Genomic DNA, 15,363 nt, shown 5'->3' with positions numbered 1-15,363 from the left:
GAGGACAGTCCGACGTGCTGATTGCAGTTTTTGCCGATATTCATGCCAACCGTCAGGCGTTCGAGGCTTGCCTCGCGCGCGCGAAAAGTGATGGCGCGGAGAAAATCTATCTGCTCGGTGACATCGTGGGTTATGGCGCGGACCCGGACTGGTGCACGCAGACGGCCATGGAACTGGTCGGGCATGGTGCGCTCGCCGTCCGCGGCAATCATGACAATGCCATTGCGGTCCCCAGCGAGCGCATGAATGCAAAGGCGCAGGTTGCGATTGAGTGGACGCGGAACGTGCTCGGCCGTGCCGAGCGGCAGTTTCTCGCCGAGCTGCCATTGTCGGTCGAGGATGGCGGGCGGCTGCTTGTTCACGCGGATGCCACCGCGCCCGCTCAGTGGCACTATGTGACCGATGGCCAGAGCGCGACCCGAAGTCTGGAAGTGACACGACTGCCACTGACCCTGTGCGGCCACGTTCACATTCCCGCGCTCTATTCGCTCTCGTCGATTGGAAAGATTACGCCCTTCACGCCCAAAACGGGCGTGCCGATCCAGTTGATAAAGGGCCGGCAGTGGCTGGCTGTGGTCGGTTCTGTGGGCCAGCCGCGCGATGGCAATCCGGCAGCGTCCTATGCCATGCTGGATACCGACCGGAACGAGATCACCTTCTGCCGCGCTCCCTATGACATCGACGGCGCCGCCGCGCGAATTCGCGACAACGGATTGCCTCCTTCGCTCGCCGAGCGATTGTACGAGGGGCACTGATGGCCAGGCCCGAACTCGTTCCCGGCGAAGTACTCGATGGTTTCCTGGTCGAGGAACAGGTGCATCGCGGCGGCATGGCGACCCTATGGCGTGTGTCGCATCCGGACCATCCGCAGCCGATGCTGATGAAGGTGCCAAGGTTCGGAGACAGCCCGGATCCCGCGGCCATTGTCAGCTTCGAGATGGAGCAGATGATTTTGCCGCGCCTCTCCGGCATCCATGTTCCAAAATTCATAGCGTTGGGAGATTTCTCCACACCACAGCCCTATATCGTGATGGAGCGCATTCCTGGCGACACCCTCTACAAGCGATTAGCGGATCTCCCGCTTCCGTATGAGGAGGCTGTCGGAATCGGGCTGAAAATTGCCACGGCGCTGGATGATCTGCATCGGCAGAGCGTCGTGCATCTCGACATCAAGCCGAGCAACATCATGTTCAGGCCGACAGGCGAGGCCGTGCTGATCGACTATGGCCTGTCGCATCACGATCATCTGCCGGACCTGATGCAGGAGGAGTTTCGCCTGCCGTTCGGGACCGCGCCATACATGGCGCCCGAACAACTGCTCGGCACCCGTAATGATCCCCGCAGCGATCTGTTTGCGCTCGGTGTGCTGCTTTATTTCTTCACCACGGGCGAGCGGCCGTTCGGTGAATCTGAAACCTTGAGCGGGATGCGGCGGCGTCTTTGGAAAGACCCGGTTCCGCCGCGCCGTCTGCGGCCGGACTATCCGCCGTGGCTTCAGGAAATCGTCCTCCACTGTCTCGAGGTGCAGCCGGCGTGGCGTTATCCGTCCGCGCGGCAGCTTGCCTTCGATCTTGGCAATCCCGATCAGGTCAAAATGACCGCACGCGCCGAGAGGCTGAAGCGTGACGGACTTGCCACCGTTCTGCGCCGGCGCTTCAACAACGAACTCATGGCTTCGCGGTCGCGCCCGGATATTGCCTCACACCTCGCACAGGTCCCGATCATCGCTGTGGCGATCAATCTCGACGACGCCAACGAGGCCCTTAACGAAGCCCTTCGCACGGAGGCCGCGCGCATTGCGAAGGCCGTTCCCGGTGCGCGGCTCGCATGCGTCAACGTCCTCAAGCTCGCGCGTCTTACCGTCGATCATGCGCTGAACGAGGAAGGGCACAACAAACATGTCGGGCGGCTTGCCGAGTTGAAGAACTGGGCGCGGACGCTTGGACTTGGCGATGAGAGTTTTACGGTCCATGTGATCGAAGCCTTCGATCCGGCAAACGCCATCCTCGAGTTTGCCAGCTCAAATCTGGTCGATCATGTCCTGATCGGCGCGCGCGAGAACTCGTTTCGAAAGACGGTTCTCGGCAGCGTATCGGCGAAGGTCGCGGGGGAAGCACCCTGCAGTGTGACCGTCGTTCGTCCCACTCGCAGGCGGGCCGGTCAGGATGGGGAAGGGCGGCCGTAGCCCCGCCGGTATAGATGCACGGTCATATAGTTCCTGTAAGATCGGGTTATGATGACATTCCACTGAGGGGATTCGTCGATGAACGAAGCACAGGCATTTTTCAGCCAGCCCGGCGTGGGCTTTTTCACCATGCTCCTGATCGGCGCGATTGCCGGCTGGATTGCCGAACGGGTGACGGAGTCCAACCATGGCATCTTCACTAACATTCTGGTCGGCATTGCCGGTTCGTTTGTCGGCGCCAAGCTCGCGGAAATCGCACAGGTGCCGGTCTTTGGCTTCTGGCGGACGCTGATTTCCGCGTCCATCGGCGCAGTTCTCCTGCTGTTTGCCTGGCGCATGATCCGTCAGCGTTAACGGGTCGCTTCCTTTCTCAATCGCTGGACTGGCCGCCGCGGTATCGTTGCCGCGGCGCAACGAATGTTGCGTGCCTACAACACTTCGTGAACATTTAACCGTGGCCCCAGCAAGCACTTGCGCGCGCCGCTATTTAGCCACACGCCTCCATGAGATCATTATTCCGTAGGCGAAACGCCACGGCATTCGCGATGGCATTGGAAGAACCTCCCATTTTTAGGGGGTTTTCTGGCTCTCGGGGCGGCTGCGGGACAAGGTTCACGATGGACGCGAAGAGCAACATCAAGGCGCGACTTCCAAGCCGTTACGTCACGGAAGGTCCCGCGCGCGCGCCCCATCGCTCCTACCTCTATGCCATGGGCCTCACCACCGAGCAGATTCACCAGCCGTTCGTTGGCGTGGCCTCCTGCTGGAACGAGGCCGCTCCCTGCAATATTTCCCTGATGCGTCAGGCGCAGGCCGCGAAAAAGGGCGTCGCCTCCGCCGGCGGCACCCCGCGCGAGTTCTGCACCATTACCGTCACCGACGGCATCGCCATGGGCCACGAGGGGATGCGCTCGTCGCTCCCGTCACGGGAAACCATTGCCGATTCCGTTGAATTGACAGTCCGTGGTCATGCCTATGACGCCCTGATCGGGCTGGCGGGCTGCGACAAGTCCTTGCCGGGTATGATGATGGCGATGCTGCGCCTCAACGTGCCGTCGATCTTCATCTACGGCGGCTCGATCCTGCCCGGCAACTTCCGGGGCCAGCAGGTCACCGTCCAGGACATGTTCGAGGCGGTCGGCAAGCACTCGGTCGGCGAAATGTCCGACGAGGATCTGGACGAAATCGAGCGGGTGGCGTGCCCCTCGGCAGGCGCCTGCGGTGCCCAGTTTACCGCCAACACCATGGCGACCGTTTCCGAAGCCATTGGTCTGGCCCTGCCGTACTCGGCCGGAGCGCCGGCGCCATACGAAATCCGCGACAGCTTCTGCATGGCGGCGGGTGAAAAGATCATGGAATTGATCGCGCAGAACATCCGTCCGCGCGACATCGTGACCCGTAAGGCATTGGAAAACGCAGCCGCCGTGGTCGCGGCGTCCGGCGGTTCGACCAATGCTGCGCTGCATTTACCGGCGATGGCGCACGAATGCGGAATTGAGTTTGATCTTTTCGATGTCGCCGAAATCTTCAAAAAGACACCGTATATCGCGGATTTGAAGCCGGGTGGCCGTTATGTCGCCAAAGACATGTTCGAGGCTGGCGGAATACCGCTTTTGATGAAGACTCTCTTGGACAACGGTTACTTGCACGGCGACTGCATGACGGTCACCGGACGGACCATCGCCGACAACCTCAAGAGCGTGAAATGGAATCCGCACCAGGACGTGGTGCATCCTGCCGATAAGCCGATCACCGTGACCGGTGGCGTTGTCGGCATGAAGGGCAATCTCGCGCCGGACGGCGCGATCGTGAAAGTCGCTGGAATGTCGGTGTTGAAGTTCACAGGGCCCGCGCGTTGCTTCGATTGCGAAGAAGACGCGTTCGAGTGCGTGAACAAGAAGACCTACAGGGAAGGCGACGTCATCGTGATCCGCTATGAGGGCCCCAAGGGTGGTCCCGGCATGCGGGAAATGCTCCAGACAACCGCAGCTCTCACCGGCCAGGGTATGGGCGGCAAGGTGGCCCTCATTACGGATGGCCGCTTTTCCGGTGCCACCCGAGGCTTCTGCGTCGGTCACGTCGGACCGGAGGCCGCGGTCGGCGGCCCGATCGGGCTGATCCGCGACGGCGATATCATCGAACTTGATGCGGTCAACGGCACACTCCAAGTTAAGTTGACAGACGAAGAGTTGGCCGAACGCAGGAAGGCGTGGAAGCCGCGTGAAACCTCGGTCGGTTCCGGCGTGCTTTGGAAATATGCCCAGCAGGTGGGACCGGCAATCAAGGGCGCGGTGACCCATCCCGGCGGGGCAGCCGAGAAGGTGTGTTATGCGGACATCTGAGCGCATCGGTATTGTGGGTGCTCTGGCTGTCGTGTTTTTCGCGGCAGGTCCGGCCTTTGCGTTCGAGGGAACATCGCCGGGCGGTCAGGAAGCTGCGTTGCCGATGGTTGCCGCGCCGAGCGGCGTTCCGGTGCTGAAGAAGCCGGTTCCGCCGGCGGACATTCCGCAACCGGCGGCGTTGACGGCCCTGCAGTATGCCGCCGAGGGCGGTCACCCTGTGGCACAGTGGAAGCTCGGGCGCATGTACGCCAAGGGCGACGGCGTCGCCCAGGACGATCTGCGCGCCTATGACTATTTCAGCAAGATCGCCAACGCCCACGCCGAAGACAGCCCGTCGGCTCCGCAGGCCACGATCGTCGCCAACGCTTTCGTAGCGCTCGGCCGCTACTACGTGTCCGGTATCCCGAACTCCAAGGTGAAGGCCGATCCGGAGCGGGCGCGGGAAATGTTCTCCTACGCCGCATCGTATTTCGGCAACGCCGAAGCGCAGTACAATCTCGCACGGATGTATCTCGACGGCGTCGGCATGCCGCGCGATACCAGGTACGGCATTCGCTGGCTCGGGCTGGCAGCGCGCAAGGGCCAGCATCAAGCGCAGGCGCTGCTCGGCCAGATGCTGTTCAACGGTACCGGCTCTCAGCGTCAGGCGGCCCGCGGTCTGATGTGGCTGACCTTGGCGCAGGACAGCGCGGGGCCCGACGAGATCTGGATCAAGGACAGCTACAAGACGGCGATGGCCAAGGCGTCTGAGGATGATCGGGCCATGGCGTTGCAGATGCTCGAGCGCTGGGTTCAGGGCCGCCGGGACTAACCTGTTCGCTTCGCGAACCGGGCGCCGCTTAGTTCAGATCCAGATCGATCCACACCGGAACGTGATCTGACGCCTTTTCCCATCCCCGCACGTAACGATCGATGCCGGCATCGAGCAGCCGGTCGCTGGCCTGCGGCGACAGCAGCAGGTGGTCGATCCGGATGCCATTGTTCTTCGGCCATGCGCCGGCCTGATAATCCCAGAACGTATATTGGCCGGGCTGGTCCGAAACCGCGCGGATCGCGTCGGTCAGCCCGAGATTGAGCAGGGTGCGGAAGCGCTCGCGCGTCTTTGGCAGGAACAGAGCGTCGTTCGCCCAGGCGGCAGGATTGTAGACGTCGCCATTGGCGGGGATGACGTTGAAGTCGCCCGCCAGCACCAGCGGCTGCTCACCCTTCAGGCGCTCTTTCGAATACTGAATAAGCCTGTCCATCCACTTGATTTTGTAAGGATATTTATCCGTTTCCGGCGGGTTGCCGTTGGGCAGGTAAAGGCACGCGATCCGCAGGGTGCCGTTTGCGTGAGACACGACTCCTTCGAGAAAGCGAGCGTGGAGATCTTCGGCGTCGCCGTCCAGACGCGGCGTGGTTTCGTCGAACCGGTACTTGGAGAGCAGCGCCACACCGTTGAAGGTCTTCTGGCCGTGGGTCACCACGTTGTAGCCGAGCGCCTCGATTGGCTCGCGCGGAAACGCCTCGTCCACGCACTTGATCTCCTGCAGGCAGACGATGTCCGGGGACCGCTCCTTGAGCCACGTCAGCAGATGATCGAGCCGCTGTCGGACAGAGTTAACGTTCCAGGTGGCGATCCGCATGGCCATTTCCGTTAGTGACGTGAGCAATATTACGAAGAATCCACCTGTAAGCCGTACCACGGGCGGAGCGGCTGTGATAAGCCGAATACAAATTAACGCTGGAAAACCAGCACCATGGGGTTGGGGAAACGGCGGCTGTTAGGCGTTTTTGCACAGCCTGAATCCTGAACCCGAGAAACGGCATGACTGGAAATTTTTTCAAACGGCGTATTTTGCTCGCGGCCATCGTCGTTGCGGCTGTCGCGCTCTATGCAACGCGATCTACGTGGATGGGCGGCGCGACCACCGCGCAGGCTCCGCCTCGGCCTCGCGCCATTTCCGTGGAGATCGCGAAAGCCGAAAAGAAGCGGGTTCCGGTCGATGTGGATTCCATCGGAATGGTGACGCCGATCTCGAGCGTGGCGCTGAAATCCCGGGTCGAGACCACCATCGTCGGAGTTCACTTCGAGGACGGCGCTCGCGTCAAGGAAGGCGATCTGCTGTTCACACTGGACTCGCGCCAGATCGACGCGCAGATCGCGCAGGCTGAAGGCAATCTCGCGCGGTCTCAATCGACACTCGTCGCGGCGGAACGCGACATGAGGCGTTTCAACGAGCTGATCGGCAAGGGGGCAACCACACAGGTCAACGTCGACAACGCGAAGACCGCCGCCGACACTGCGACCGCGACCATTCAGGCCGATCAGGCCATTCTGGACAATCTGAAGGTCCAGAAGAGCTACACCAGGATTGTCGCGCCGATCAGCGGCCGCATCAGCGCAGCGTCGGTCAAGGTCGGGAATTTCGTCCGTCCTGCGGATACGTCGCCGCTCGCGACCATCAACCAGATGGCGCCGGTCTATGTGACGTTCGCAATCCCGCAGCGCGTTCTGAGCGATCTGCGCGATGCCATGAAGGAAAATCAGTCGTCGGTGACGGCGACCATTCCCGGCAACAACAAATCCGAAACCGGCACTGTTGCGATGGTCGAGAACACCGTCGATGCCACCACCGGCATGGTGACCGTGCGCGGCATCATGGGCAACGAGAGCGAGGTCTTGTGGCCCGGTATCCTCGTCAACGCGACCCTTACGGTTCGTAATGAAACCGCAGTCGTCGTGCCCTCGGTCGGCATCCAGCGAAGCCAGACCGGCAACTTCGTCTTCGTCGTCCGTGACGGGAAGGCGCAGATGCAACCGGTGACGGTCAGCCGCACGTTTCAGGGACTGTCCGTGGTTGAGACCGGCCTCGGAGGCGGGGAGGATATCGTTGTCGATGGGCAGCTCCTTCTGTCCAACGGTTCGCCGGTGGAGCCGCGCAACCGCAAGGCCGGAGCATAATCTAGTGATCCGATTCTAACATTCGCGTCCCTTCTCAGCAGGCATTTTCGCGAATGTTAGAAACAAGGGGTCACTAGCAAATATAAGTTTTCGAGTGTCCTTCCGATCCGACGTTCGCTGCGGAAGGCGCTGCAAGGTTCAAGCGAACGGCGGATCGGGACACTCGAATGAACCTGTCGGAGCTTTGTATCCGCAGACCGGTGATGACGACGCTGATGACGGCGTCGATCATCGCGTTCGGTGTGTTCGGCTTCCGGCTGCTGCCGGTTTCCGCGCTTCCCAAGGTTGATTTTCCGACCATTCAGGTCACGGCAACCCTGCCGGGCGCCAGCGCCGACACCATGGCGGCGTCTGTTGCGGGTCCGATCGAGCGCCAGCTTTCGACCGTCGCGGGTATCTCCTCGATGTCGTCGAGTTCGTCGCAGGGCACGACCTCGATCACCATCCAGTTCGACCTCAACCGCAACATCGATGGCGCGGCTCTCGACGTGCAGACCGCGCTGACTGTCGCGCAGCGACGTCTGCCGGTGGAAATGCTGGTCCCGCCGAGCTTCCGCAAGGTGAACCCGGCCGACTTCCCCGTGCTGTTCGTGTCGCTGAGTTCCGAAACCCTGCCGCTCTCCACCGTCAACGAATACGGCGACATCACCATTGGACAGACCCTGTCGCAGATTCCGGGCGTGGCGCAGGTCCTAATCTACGGTCCGCAGAAGTTCGCGGTTCGTGTGCAGGCCGATCCCGAAGCCGCCGCGGCGCGCGGCTTGTCGCTGGAAGACATCCGCACCGCCGTGTCGCGCGCCAATTCGTCAACGCCGGTCGGCACCCTGAACGGTCCGAAGCAGGACATCGCGATCCAGGCCTCGGGACAGCTCAGCAAGGCGAGCGACTATCGTCAGGTCGTGGTGGCTTGGCGCAACGGCTCGCCGGTGAAGCTCGACGAAGTCGCGAAAATCTACGACAGCGTCGAGAACGACAAGGCTGCGACCTGGTTCAACGGCACCCGTTCCATCGTGCTGGCGATCCAGAAACAGCCCGACGCCAACACCGTGGCGGTGGTCGATGCGGTGCGCGCCAAGCTGCCATCGCTGCGAGCGCAGATCCCGCCGTCGGTCACGATGGACGTCACCCTCGACCGCTCGGTGTCGATCCGCGAGTCCGTTGCCGACGTGGAGGAGACGCTGCTGATCGCCGTCGGCCTCGTGATCGTCGTGATCTTCCTGTTCCTGCGCTCGGCGTCCGCCACCCTTATTCCGGCGCTTGCGGTTCCGATTTCGGTGCTGGGCACCTGCGCGGTGATGTACGCGCTCGACTACTCGATTAACAACATGACGCTGCTGGCGCTGACGCTGTCGGTCGGCTTCGTGGTCGACGACGCCATCGTCATGCTTGAAAACATCATGCGCCACATCGAGGAGGGCATGAAGCCTTACGAGGCCGCGTTGAAGGGCGCGCGCGAGATCGGCTTCACCATCCTGTCGATCACGTTCTCGCTGATCGCGGTGTTCATCCCGGTGCTGCTGATGGGCGGCATTGTCGGCCGCGTGTTCCGTGAGTTCGCCGTAACGATCTCTGTAGCCATCCTTGTGTCCGGATTCGTGTCGCTGACCCTGACGCCCATGCTCTGCGCGCGGGTGCTCAAGCCCCACGATCCGCATCACAAACCCAACTTCGTGCTGCGCTGGTTCGAGGCGATGTTTGAGTCCTGGCTGCGTGCCTATGAATGGACGCTGGATCGCGTGCTGGCCTACAAGTCGGTCATGCTGCTGGTGACGTTCGCAACACTTGGCCTCACCATCTGGCTCTACATGATCGTGCCGAAGGGTTTCTTCCCGCAGGAAGACACCGGCTTCCTCAGCGGCACGACGGAAGCCGCGACCGATACCTCGTTCGCGGCGATGAGTGACCGCCAGAAAATTCTTGCCGATATTCTGCGTGCCGATCCGGCGGTGGAATTCGTCAACAGCACCGTCGGCTCCGGCGGCCCCAATCCGACCGCGAACTACGGACGCCTGTTCATCGGCCTGAAGCCGAAGGATGAGCGCGATCCGGCACCGGTGGTGATGGCGCGGCTGCGGCAGAAGGCGCTGCAGGTGCCGGGCCTGCAGGCGTTCTTCCAGGGCATCCAGAACCTGAACATCGGCGGACGCCCGTCCAAGAGCCAGTACCAGTACACGTTGCAGAGCGGCGATACGGATTCGCTCTACCGCGCGGCGCCTGAAATGCGCGATCGCATCGCGAAGGTCGATGGATTGCAGGATGTCACCACGGATCTTTACATCAAGAACCCGCAGCTCACAGTCGAGATCGACCGCGAGAAGGCCGCAGTCTATGGCGTTACTGCGGACCAGATCCGCAACCAGCTCTTCAACGCCTACGGCGCGCGGCAGGTGGGCACGATCTACATGCCCTCGAATGACTACCAGATCATTCTGGAAGTGCAGCCGAAGTTCCGCGTCGATCCGACCGACCTGTCCAAGCTGTATGTGAAGACCACGAACAATCAGACCATTCCGCTCGATGCGGTGGCCAAAATGGTGCCGACTGTCGGGCCGTTGCAGATTAATCACCAGGGCCAGCAGCCGGCGGTGACGATCTCGTTCAACCTGCGGCCCGGCACGTCGCTCGGCTATGCGGTCGATCAGATCACCAAGATCGAGCAGGATTCGAATTTGCCGGCGACCATTGCGACCGGCTTCTCAGGCACTGCGCAGGTGTTCCAGGATTCGCTGCGCGGGCAAGGCGTGCTCATTCTCGCCGCCGTGTTCGCCGCCTTCGTCATTCTCGGCATTCTCTACGAGAGCTTCATCCATCCGATCACGATCATCTCGGGCCTGCCGTCCGCGGGCATCGGCGCGATCCTGACGCTGATGCTGTTCAAGATGGAGTTGTCGGTGATCGCCATGATCGGCATCGTCATGCTGGTCGGCATCGTGAAGAAGAACGCCATCATGATGGTCGACTTCGCCATCGAGCGCCGCGCCGTGGGCCTGAGCGCGGAGCATGCTATTCGCGAGGCGGCGCTGATGCGCTTCCGGCCGATCATGATGACGACCTTCGCCGCGATCTTCGGCACGCTCCCGATCGCGCTGGGCGCGGGCGCCGGCGCCGAGTTGCGTCAGCCGCTCGGCGTGGCGGTGGTGGGCGGGCTTCTGGTGTCGCAACTGCTGACGCTGTTCATCACGCCGGTGATCTACATTTATCTCGACCGGATCGATCGCCGTCTGAAGCGCCGCCTCGATCCGACGCTGATCGAGGCGCCGGACGTCGAACCGCCGCGCGCTGCGGCGGCTGAGTAGGATCACAGATGCCGATCATATCCGCACGGGCAGGGTGGCGCGTTCTCATCGCCGCCGTTGCTCTGCTCGCTGCCGGGCCCGTTCGCGCGAGTGAAGAGCCGATCGAGATTTTCGACGCCCATCTGCATTACAACTGGGAGCCGAAGCCCTACTATCAGGTCGATGAAGTGGTCGCGTTGTTCAAGAAGCACCGCGTCACCGGCATTCTGGCGACCAGCCGTCCCAACACCGGCACCCATGCACTGATGGACGCAAAGGCCGACGGCTTGTGGATCGTCCCGTTCATCCGGCCCTATCGCGTTCGTCCCGACATTCAGACCTGGTTCAACGATCCGACGATCTTCGATCTGGTGCAGGACGAGTTCAAGCGTGGCTATTATCGCGGGGTCGGCGAGTTTCATCTGTCGGGGAAGGCCGCAGCCACCGAGTGGGTGAAGAAGGCTGTCGACTTCGCGGTCGCTAACGATCTCTACCTGCATGCCCATGCCGACGATGAGGCCGTCGAGATTCTGATGCGCCACAACGGCCGCGCCAAGATCATCTGGGCGCATACCGGCTTCAGCCTCGCGCCGAGCCGTGTCGCTGCGATGCTGGCGACTTATCCGCAGCTTTGGGGCGAACTGTCGTATCGCGGCGGCATCACCGGTGCCGGAGGTGAGTTGACGCCGGAATGGCGGGCGATGTTCGAGAAGTATCCGGATCGTTTCCTGCTGGGCTCGGATACTTGGATCAGCGAGCGCTGGTCGAGTTACGGTTCGATCATGGCGGAGTATCGCAGCTGGCTGAAGCAGTTGCCGCTACCCGTGGCGAAGCAAATCGCGCATGGCAACGCGAAGCGGCTGTTTGCGGAGAAGTAGCGGCATCTTCAGCCGTCATCCTGAGGTGCGAGCCGTTTCCGGCGAGACTCAAAGGATGAGAGTTTGCTTTACCTCTCCCATGGGGAGAGGTCGGCGCGTAGCGCCGGGTGAGGGGTACGCTCTCTACGCCCTTACCCCACCCCTCTCCCCACGGGAGAGGGAGTTGGACTGCGCTCGCGTCGGAGCAGGTGTTTAATTCAAGAAACTAAATCGAAAAACTGGTGCCGCAGCCGCAGGAGGCGGTGGCGTTCGGATTGACCACGCGGAACGACGCGCCGATCAGGTCATCGACAAAGTCGACTTCCGATCCGGCCAGGAACGGCACGGACGAGGGGTCCACCAGAACCACGGCATCGTCACGTTCGATCACAAGATCGTCGTCTGCCTTGGCGCGTTCGACATCGAACTTGTACTGGAAGCCCGAGCAGCCGCCGCCCTCGACGCTGATGCGCAGCATCGCGCCTTCGCCCTCGGATTTGAGGATCACGCCGATTCGCTTCGCGGCCCGCTCCGAAATTGTGACGTTGGCGGCCGGTGCTAGGTCGGTGGCGGTCATAATAAGTCTCCGGAAACGGGGCTATTTGATCATCCCGTGTGGCATAGTTAAGTGCGCTCAACGCCAGAATCAAACACCGAAAGTAGAATAATTCGATGTCGGTCGGAATGGCTGCCCCCCGTGTGGTCTATGGCTGCGACCCCGGTCAAAGCCGCGGGAGACGCTTCAACGAGCCGCCGAGCCTGCGGCGCAGCGCGTTCCGGCGCGACTGCGACCGCGTCATTCATTCCAACGCCTTCCGGCGTCTGAAACACAAGACGCAGGTTTTCGTGTTCCACGAAGGCGATCACTATCGTACCCGCCTGACCCATACGCTGGAGGTCGCGCAGATCGCCCGGGCGCTGGCGCGACAGCTCGGGCTCGATGAGGATCTCACCGAGACGCTGGCGCTGGCCCATGACCTCGGCCATCCGCCGTTCGGTCATGCGGGCGAGCGGGCGCTGGATCAATGCCTGAAAGATCATGGCGGCTTCGATCACAACGCGCAGAGCCTGCGCGTGGTCACCTTGCTGGAGCGGCGTTATCCGCAGTTCGACGGCCTTAACCTGACGTGGGAGTCGCTCGAAGGTATCGTCAAGCACAACGGTCCCTTGATTGACAGCAACGGCGAGCCCGTTGGCCGTTACCGCGACCATGGCGTTCCAGTCGGAATCTCGGAGTACGTCGCGTATCACGATCTTGAGTTGTGGAGTCACGCTTCGCTGGAGGCGCAGGTTGCCGCCGTGGCCGATGACATTGCGTATGACGCGCACGATATCGACGACGGATTGCGAGCAGGGCTGTTCACCGTCGACGATCTCGGTGCTATTCCGCTGATCGCCGACATCAACGCGGTGATTACGGCACGCTATCCGGTTCTCGACGAGACGCGCCGCGGCGCCGAACTGGTTCGCGAACTGATCTCCTATCTGATCGAGGATGTGTTCTCCGAGACGTGCAAGCGGCTCACGGCGCTACGTCTCGAGAGTGTGATCGATGTGCGCAATCACGATGCCACGCTCGTCGGGTTCTCTGCGGAGGCGGAGAAAACGGAGGCGGCGATCAAGCGCTTCCTCAAGACGCGGATGTATCGCCACGACCGGGTGATGAGCGTCATGCGGGATGCGGAGGCCGTGGTCCGCGATCTGTTCGCGCGCTATCAGGCCGAACCGGGTGATTTGCCGCCCGAATGGCTGCCGGATGAGGGCGAGGAGGGTGAGGCTGGCCGGGCCCGCCGGATCGGCGATTTCATTGCCGGAATGACCGACCGATACGCCATCATAGAGCACCGGCGGCTTTTTGACTCGACCCCGGATTTACGTTAGGCGGCGGCCTGAAAAAGGCCCATTCTCCGTGGACTACAGGACGTCTCATGACTTCGCCCAGCCACCCCCAACATCTGTTCGCCGACGTGCTATCGCGCGTGCATGCCGTATGCGGCGCGCTCGGCAGTGAAGGCGTCCTGCCTGCAGGCATGGACCTCTCGCGTGTGGTGGTGGAGCCGCCGAAAGATGCGGCGCATGGCGACATGGCGACCAACGCGGCGATGGTGCTGGCCAAGGAGGCCAAGACGAAGCCCCGAGAGCTTGCTGACAAAATTGCCGACAAACTTCGGGCCGATCCGATTGTTGAAAGCGTCGACGTGGCCGGACCCGGCTTCATCAATCTGACCCTGAAGACGTCCGCCTGGTTCGGCGCATTGCGGTCCGTGCTGGAGCAGGGCGTGAGCTATGGCCGCAGCGCAATCGGCGCGGCGGAGAAGGTCAACGTCGAGTACGTCTCCGCCAATCCGACGGGGCCGATGCATGTCGGTCATTGCCGGGGTGCGGTGTTCGGCGACGCTCTGGCGAGCCTGCTGTCGTTCGCGGGCTACGACGTCACCAAGGAATATTACATCAACGACGCCGGAGCGCAGGTGGACGTACTCGCGCGCTCTGCCTTCCTGCGTTATCGCGAAGCGCTTGGCGAAACCATCGGCGAGATTCCCGAAGGGCTTTATCCCGGTGACTATCTTGCGCCGGTCGGCAAGGCGCTTGCCAGCGAATACGGCGACAAGCTGACCAAGCGGTCGGAGGCTGAGTGGCTTCCTGTTGTGCGTGCAAAAGCCATTTCCATGATGATGGAGATGATCAAGGGTGATCTCGCCGCGCTCAACATCAGGCACGATGTATTTTTCTCGGAGCGCTCGCTGATTGCGGGCGGCACCGATCAGGTCGGCGCCACCATCGCGGAGTTGCGCGCGAAGGGCGATGTCTATGAGGGGCGTCTGCCGCCGCCGAAGGGCGCGCCGGTCGAGGATTACGAAGATCGCGAGCAGACGCTGTTCCGCGCCACCGCGTTCGGCGACGACGTCGATCGTCCGCTGAAGAAGTCGGACGGTTCCTACACGTACTTCGCGTCCGACATCGCCTATCACAAGACGAAGTTCGATCGCGGCTTCCTCAACATGGTCGATGTGTGGGGTGCCGATCACGGCGGCTATATCAAGCGTGTGCAGGCGGCGATCAAGGCCGTCACCGCGAACAAGGCGACGCTCGATGTGAAGATCGTGCAGCTCGTGAAGCTGCTGCGCAATGGCGAGCCGGTAAAGATGTCGAAGCGCTCCGGCGATTTCGTCACGCTGCGCGAGGTCGTGGACGAAGTCGGTTCCGACGCCGTCCGCTTCATGATGCTGTTCCGCAAGAACGATGCGGTGCTCGACTTTGATCTCGCCAAGGTGATCGAGCAGTCGAAGGACAACGCGGTGTTCTACGTTCAGTACGGGCACGCGCGCGGGCATTCGATTTTCAAGAATGCGCGCGAGACGGTTCCGTCATTGCCCGAGACTGCGGCGGAGCGTGTCGCGTTCCTGCGGGGCGCGAAGATCGAGCGGCTCAGCGATCCGGTCGAACTGAGCCTGATCCGGCAGATCGCGATTTATCCGCGGATCGTCGAGGCGGCGGCGGTCGCACATGAACCGCACCGAATCGCGTTTTACCTGTATGATCTGGCGAGTGAATTTCACGCGCTTTGGACCAAAGGGCGCGATATGCCTCATTTACGCTTCATTATCCAGAATGATGCAGAAGTAACAATCGCGCGACTTGCCCTGGTTCAGGGCGTCGTCTCGGTTCTGGCTTCCGGCCTCGCCGTGCTCGGCGTCCATGCTCCAGACGAGATGCGATAGTTGGGGGATTTGACCGCCACGGGGAATGGGTGGCGGCC

Annotated in this window: 12 protein-coding genes; 10 read left to right on the top strand and 2 right to left on the bottom strand. The window is 61.9% G+C overall.

What is annotated here, in order from left to right; all coding sequences use genetic code 11:
- Window positions 1-14 precede the first annotated feature (14 nt).
- The 5 genes from AC1Q67_RS00240 (at window position 15) to AC1Q67_RS00220 (ending at window position 5,338) form a co-directional block, all read left to right on the top strand.
- Window positions 15-755 carry a metallophosphoesterase family protein gene (locus AC1Q67_RS00240; RefSeq protein WP_492235631.1) on the top strand — a complete coding sequence of 247 codons (741 nt, stop codon included), beginning with the start codon at window positions 15-17 and terminating at the stop codon, window positions 753-755.
- Entirely contained in the window at window positions 755-2,185 is a 1,431-nt protein-coding gene (locus tag AC1Q67_RS00235; protein ID WP_492235632.1) for a serine/threonine protein kinase, read from the top strand. Before AC1Q67_RS00240 ends, AC1Q67_RS00235 begins: the two co-directional genes overlap by 1 nt.
- Before the next feature lie 78 nt (window positions 2,186-2,263).
- Entirely contained in the window at window positions 2,264-2,539 is a 276-nt protein-coding gene (locus tag AC1Q67_RS00230; RefSeq protein ID WP_024575362.1) for a GlsB/YeaQ/YmgE family stress response membrane protein, read from the top strand.
- 263 nt (window positions 2,540-2,802) lie between these two features.
- Complete coding sequence (gene ilvD / locus AC1Q67_RS00225; RefSeq protein WP_024575363.1) at window positions 2,803-4,527, top strand: dihydroxy-acid dehydratase; 1,725 nt, start codon at window positions 2,803-2,805, stop codon at window positions 4,525-4,527.
- Entirely contained in the window at window positions 4,514-5,338 is an 825-nt protein-coding gene (locus AC1Q67_RS00220) for a tetratricopeptide repeat protein (RefSeq protein WP_492235633.1), read from the top strand. Before ilvD ends, AC1Q67_RS00220 begins: the two co-directional genes overlap by 14 nt.
- A 28-nt stretch (window positions 5,339-5,366) precedes the next feature.
- Here the strand turns inward: AC1Q67_RS00220 and xth are convergent, their stop codons facing one another.
- Entirely contained in the window at window positions 5,367-6,152 is a 786-nt protein-coding gene (gene xth / locus AC1Q67_RS00215) for an exodeoxyribonuclease III (protein WP_024575365.1), read from the bottom strand.
- Between the two features lie 182 nt (window positions 6,153-6,334).
- Here xth and AC1Q67_RS00210 point away from each other — a divergent pair, with 182 nt between their 5' ends.
- From AC1Q67_RS00210 to AC1Q67_RS00200, 3 genes are all read left to right on the top strand, one after another.
- Window positions 6,335-7,471: an efflux RND transporter periplasmic adaptor subunit gene (locus AC1Q67_RS00210; protein ID WP_024575366.1), complete on the top strand. Its 1,137-nt coding sequence runs from the start codon at window positions 6,335-6,337 to the stop codon at window positions 7,469-7,471.
- Window positions 7,472-7,638: 167 nt separating this feature from the next.
- Window positions 7,639-10,767 carry an efflux RND transporter permease subunit gene (locus AC1Q67_RS00205; protein ID WP_492235634.1) on the top strand — a complete coding sequence of 1,043 codons (3,129 nt, stop codon included), beginning with the start codon at window positions 7,639-7,641 and terminating at the stop codon, window positions 10,765-10,767.
- 8 nt (window positions 10,768-10,775) lie between these two features.
- Window positions 10,776-11,624: an amidohydrolase family protein gene (locus AC1Q67_RS00200; protein WP_492235635.1), complete on the top strand. Its 849-nt coding sequence runs from the start codon at window positions 10,776-10,778 to the stop codon at window positions 11,622-11,624.
- 205 nt (window positions 11,625-11,829) lie between these two features.
- Here the strand turns inward: AC1Q67_RS00200 and erpA are convergent, their stop codons facing one another.
- The gene (erpA, locus tag AC1Q67_RS00195) at window positions 11,830-12,180 is read right to left on the bottom strand and encodes an iron-sulfur cluster insertion protein ErpA (RefSeq protein WP_024575369.1); all 351 of its coding nucleotides are present in this window, start codon (window positions 12,178-12,180) and stop codon (window positions 11,830-11,832) included.
- 95 nt (window positions 12,181-12,275) lie between these two features.
- On the opposite strand from erpA, the gene AC1Q67_RS00190 reads away from it, so the two are divergent.
- Window positions 12,276-13,484, top strand: coding sequence for a deoxyguanosinetriphosphate triphosphohydrolase (locus tag AC1Q67_RS00190; RefSeq protein WP_492235636.1), 1,209 nt, complete (start codon window positions 12,276-12,278; stop codon window positions 13,482-13,484).
- A 47-nt stretch (window positions 13,485-13,531) separates the two neighbouring features.
- Entirely contained in the window at window positions 13,532-15,325 is a 1,794-nt protein-coding gene (gene argS, locus AC1Q67_RS00185) for an arginine--tRNA ligase (RefSeq protein WP_492235637.1), read from the top strand.
- Window positions 15,326-15,363: the final 38 nt, after the last annotated feature.

Source organism: Afipia sp. GW823-FHT06G09 (assembly GCF_058794875.1).
The sequence above is the reverse complement of the archived record's forward strand: the minus strand, read 5'-3'. Positions and strand labels throughout refer to the sequence as shown.

What these genes read in the sequence shown, in the direction of transcription:
- ilvD (WP_024575363.1), top strand. Translation starts at nt 2,803, where the DNA reads ATGGACGCGAAGAGCAACATCAAGGCGCGACTTCCAAGCCGTTACGTC.
- AC1Q67_RS00210 (WP_024575366.1), top strand. Translation starts at nt 6,335, where the DNA reads ATGACTGGAAATTTTTTCAAACGGCGTATTTTGCTCGCGGCCATCGTC.
- AC1Q67_RS00200 (WP_492235635.1), top strand. Translation starts at nt 10,776, where the DNA reads ATGCCGATCATATCCGCACGGGCAGGGTGGCGCGTTCTCATCGCCGCC.
- erpA (WP_024575369.1), bottom strand. Translation starts at nt 12,180, where the DNA reads ATGACCGCCACCGACCTAGCACCGGCCGCCAACGTCACAATTTCGGAG.
- AC1Q67_RS00220 (WP_492235633.1), top strand. Translation starts at nt 4,514, where the DNA reads ATGCGGACATCTGAGCGCATCGGTATTGTGGGTGCTCTGGCTGTCGTG.
- AC1Q67_RS00230 (WP_024575362.1), top strand. Translation starts at nt 2,264, where the DNA reads ATGAACGAAGCACAGGCATTTTTCAGCCAGCCCGGCGTGGGCTTTTTC.
- xth (WP_024575365.1), bottom strand. Translation starts at nt 6,152, where the DNA reads ATGCGGATCGCCACCTGGAACGTTAACTCTGTCCGACAGCGGCTCGAT.
- AC1Q67_RS00235 (WP_492235632.1), top strand. Translation starts at nt 755, where the DNA reads ATGGCCAGGCCCGAACTCGTTCCCGGCGAAGTACTCGATGGTTTCCTG.
- AC1Q67_RS00190 (WP_492235636.1), top strand. Translation starts at nt 12,276, where the DNA reads ATGTCGGTCGGAATGGCTGCCCCCCGTGTGGTCTATGGCTGCGACCCC.
- AC1Q67_RS00205 (WP_492235634.1), top strand. Translation starts at nt 7,639, where the DNA reads ATGAACCTGTCGGAGCTTTGTATCCGCAGACCGGTGATGACGACGCTG.
- argS (WP_492235637.1), top strand. Translation starts at nt 13,532, where the DNA reads ATGACTTCGCCCAGCCACCCCCAACATCTGTTCGCCGACGTGCTATCG.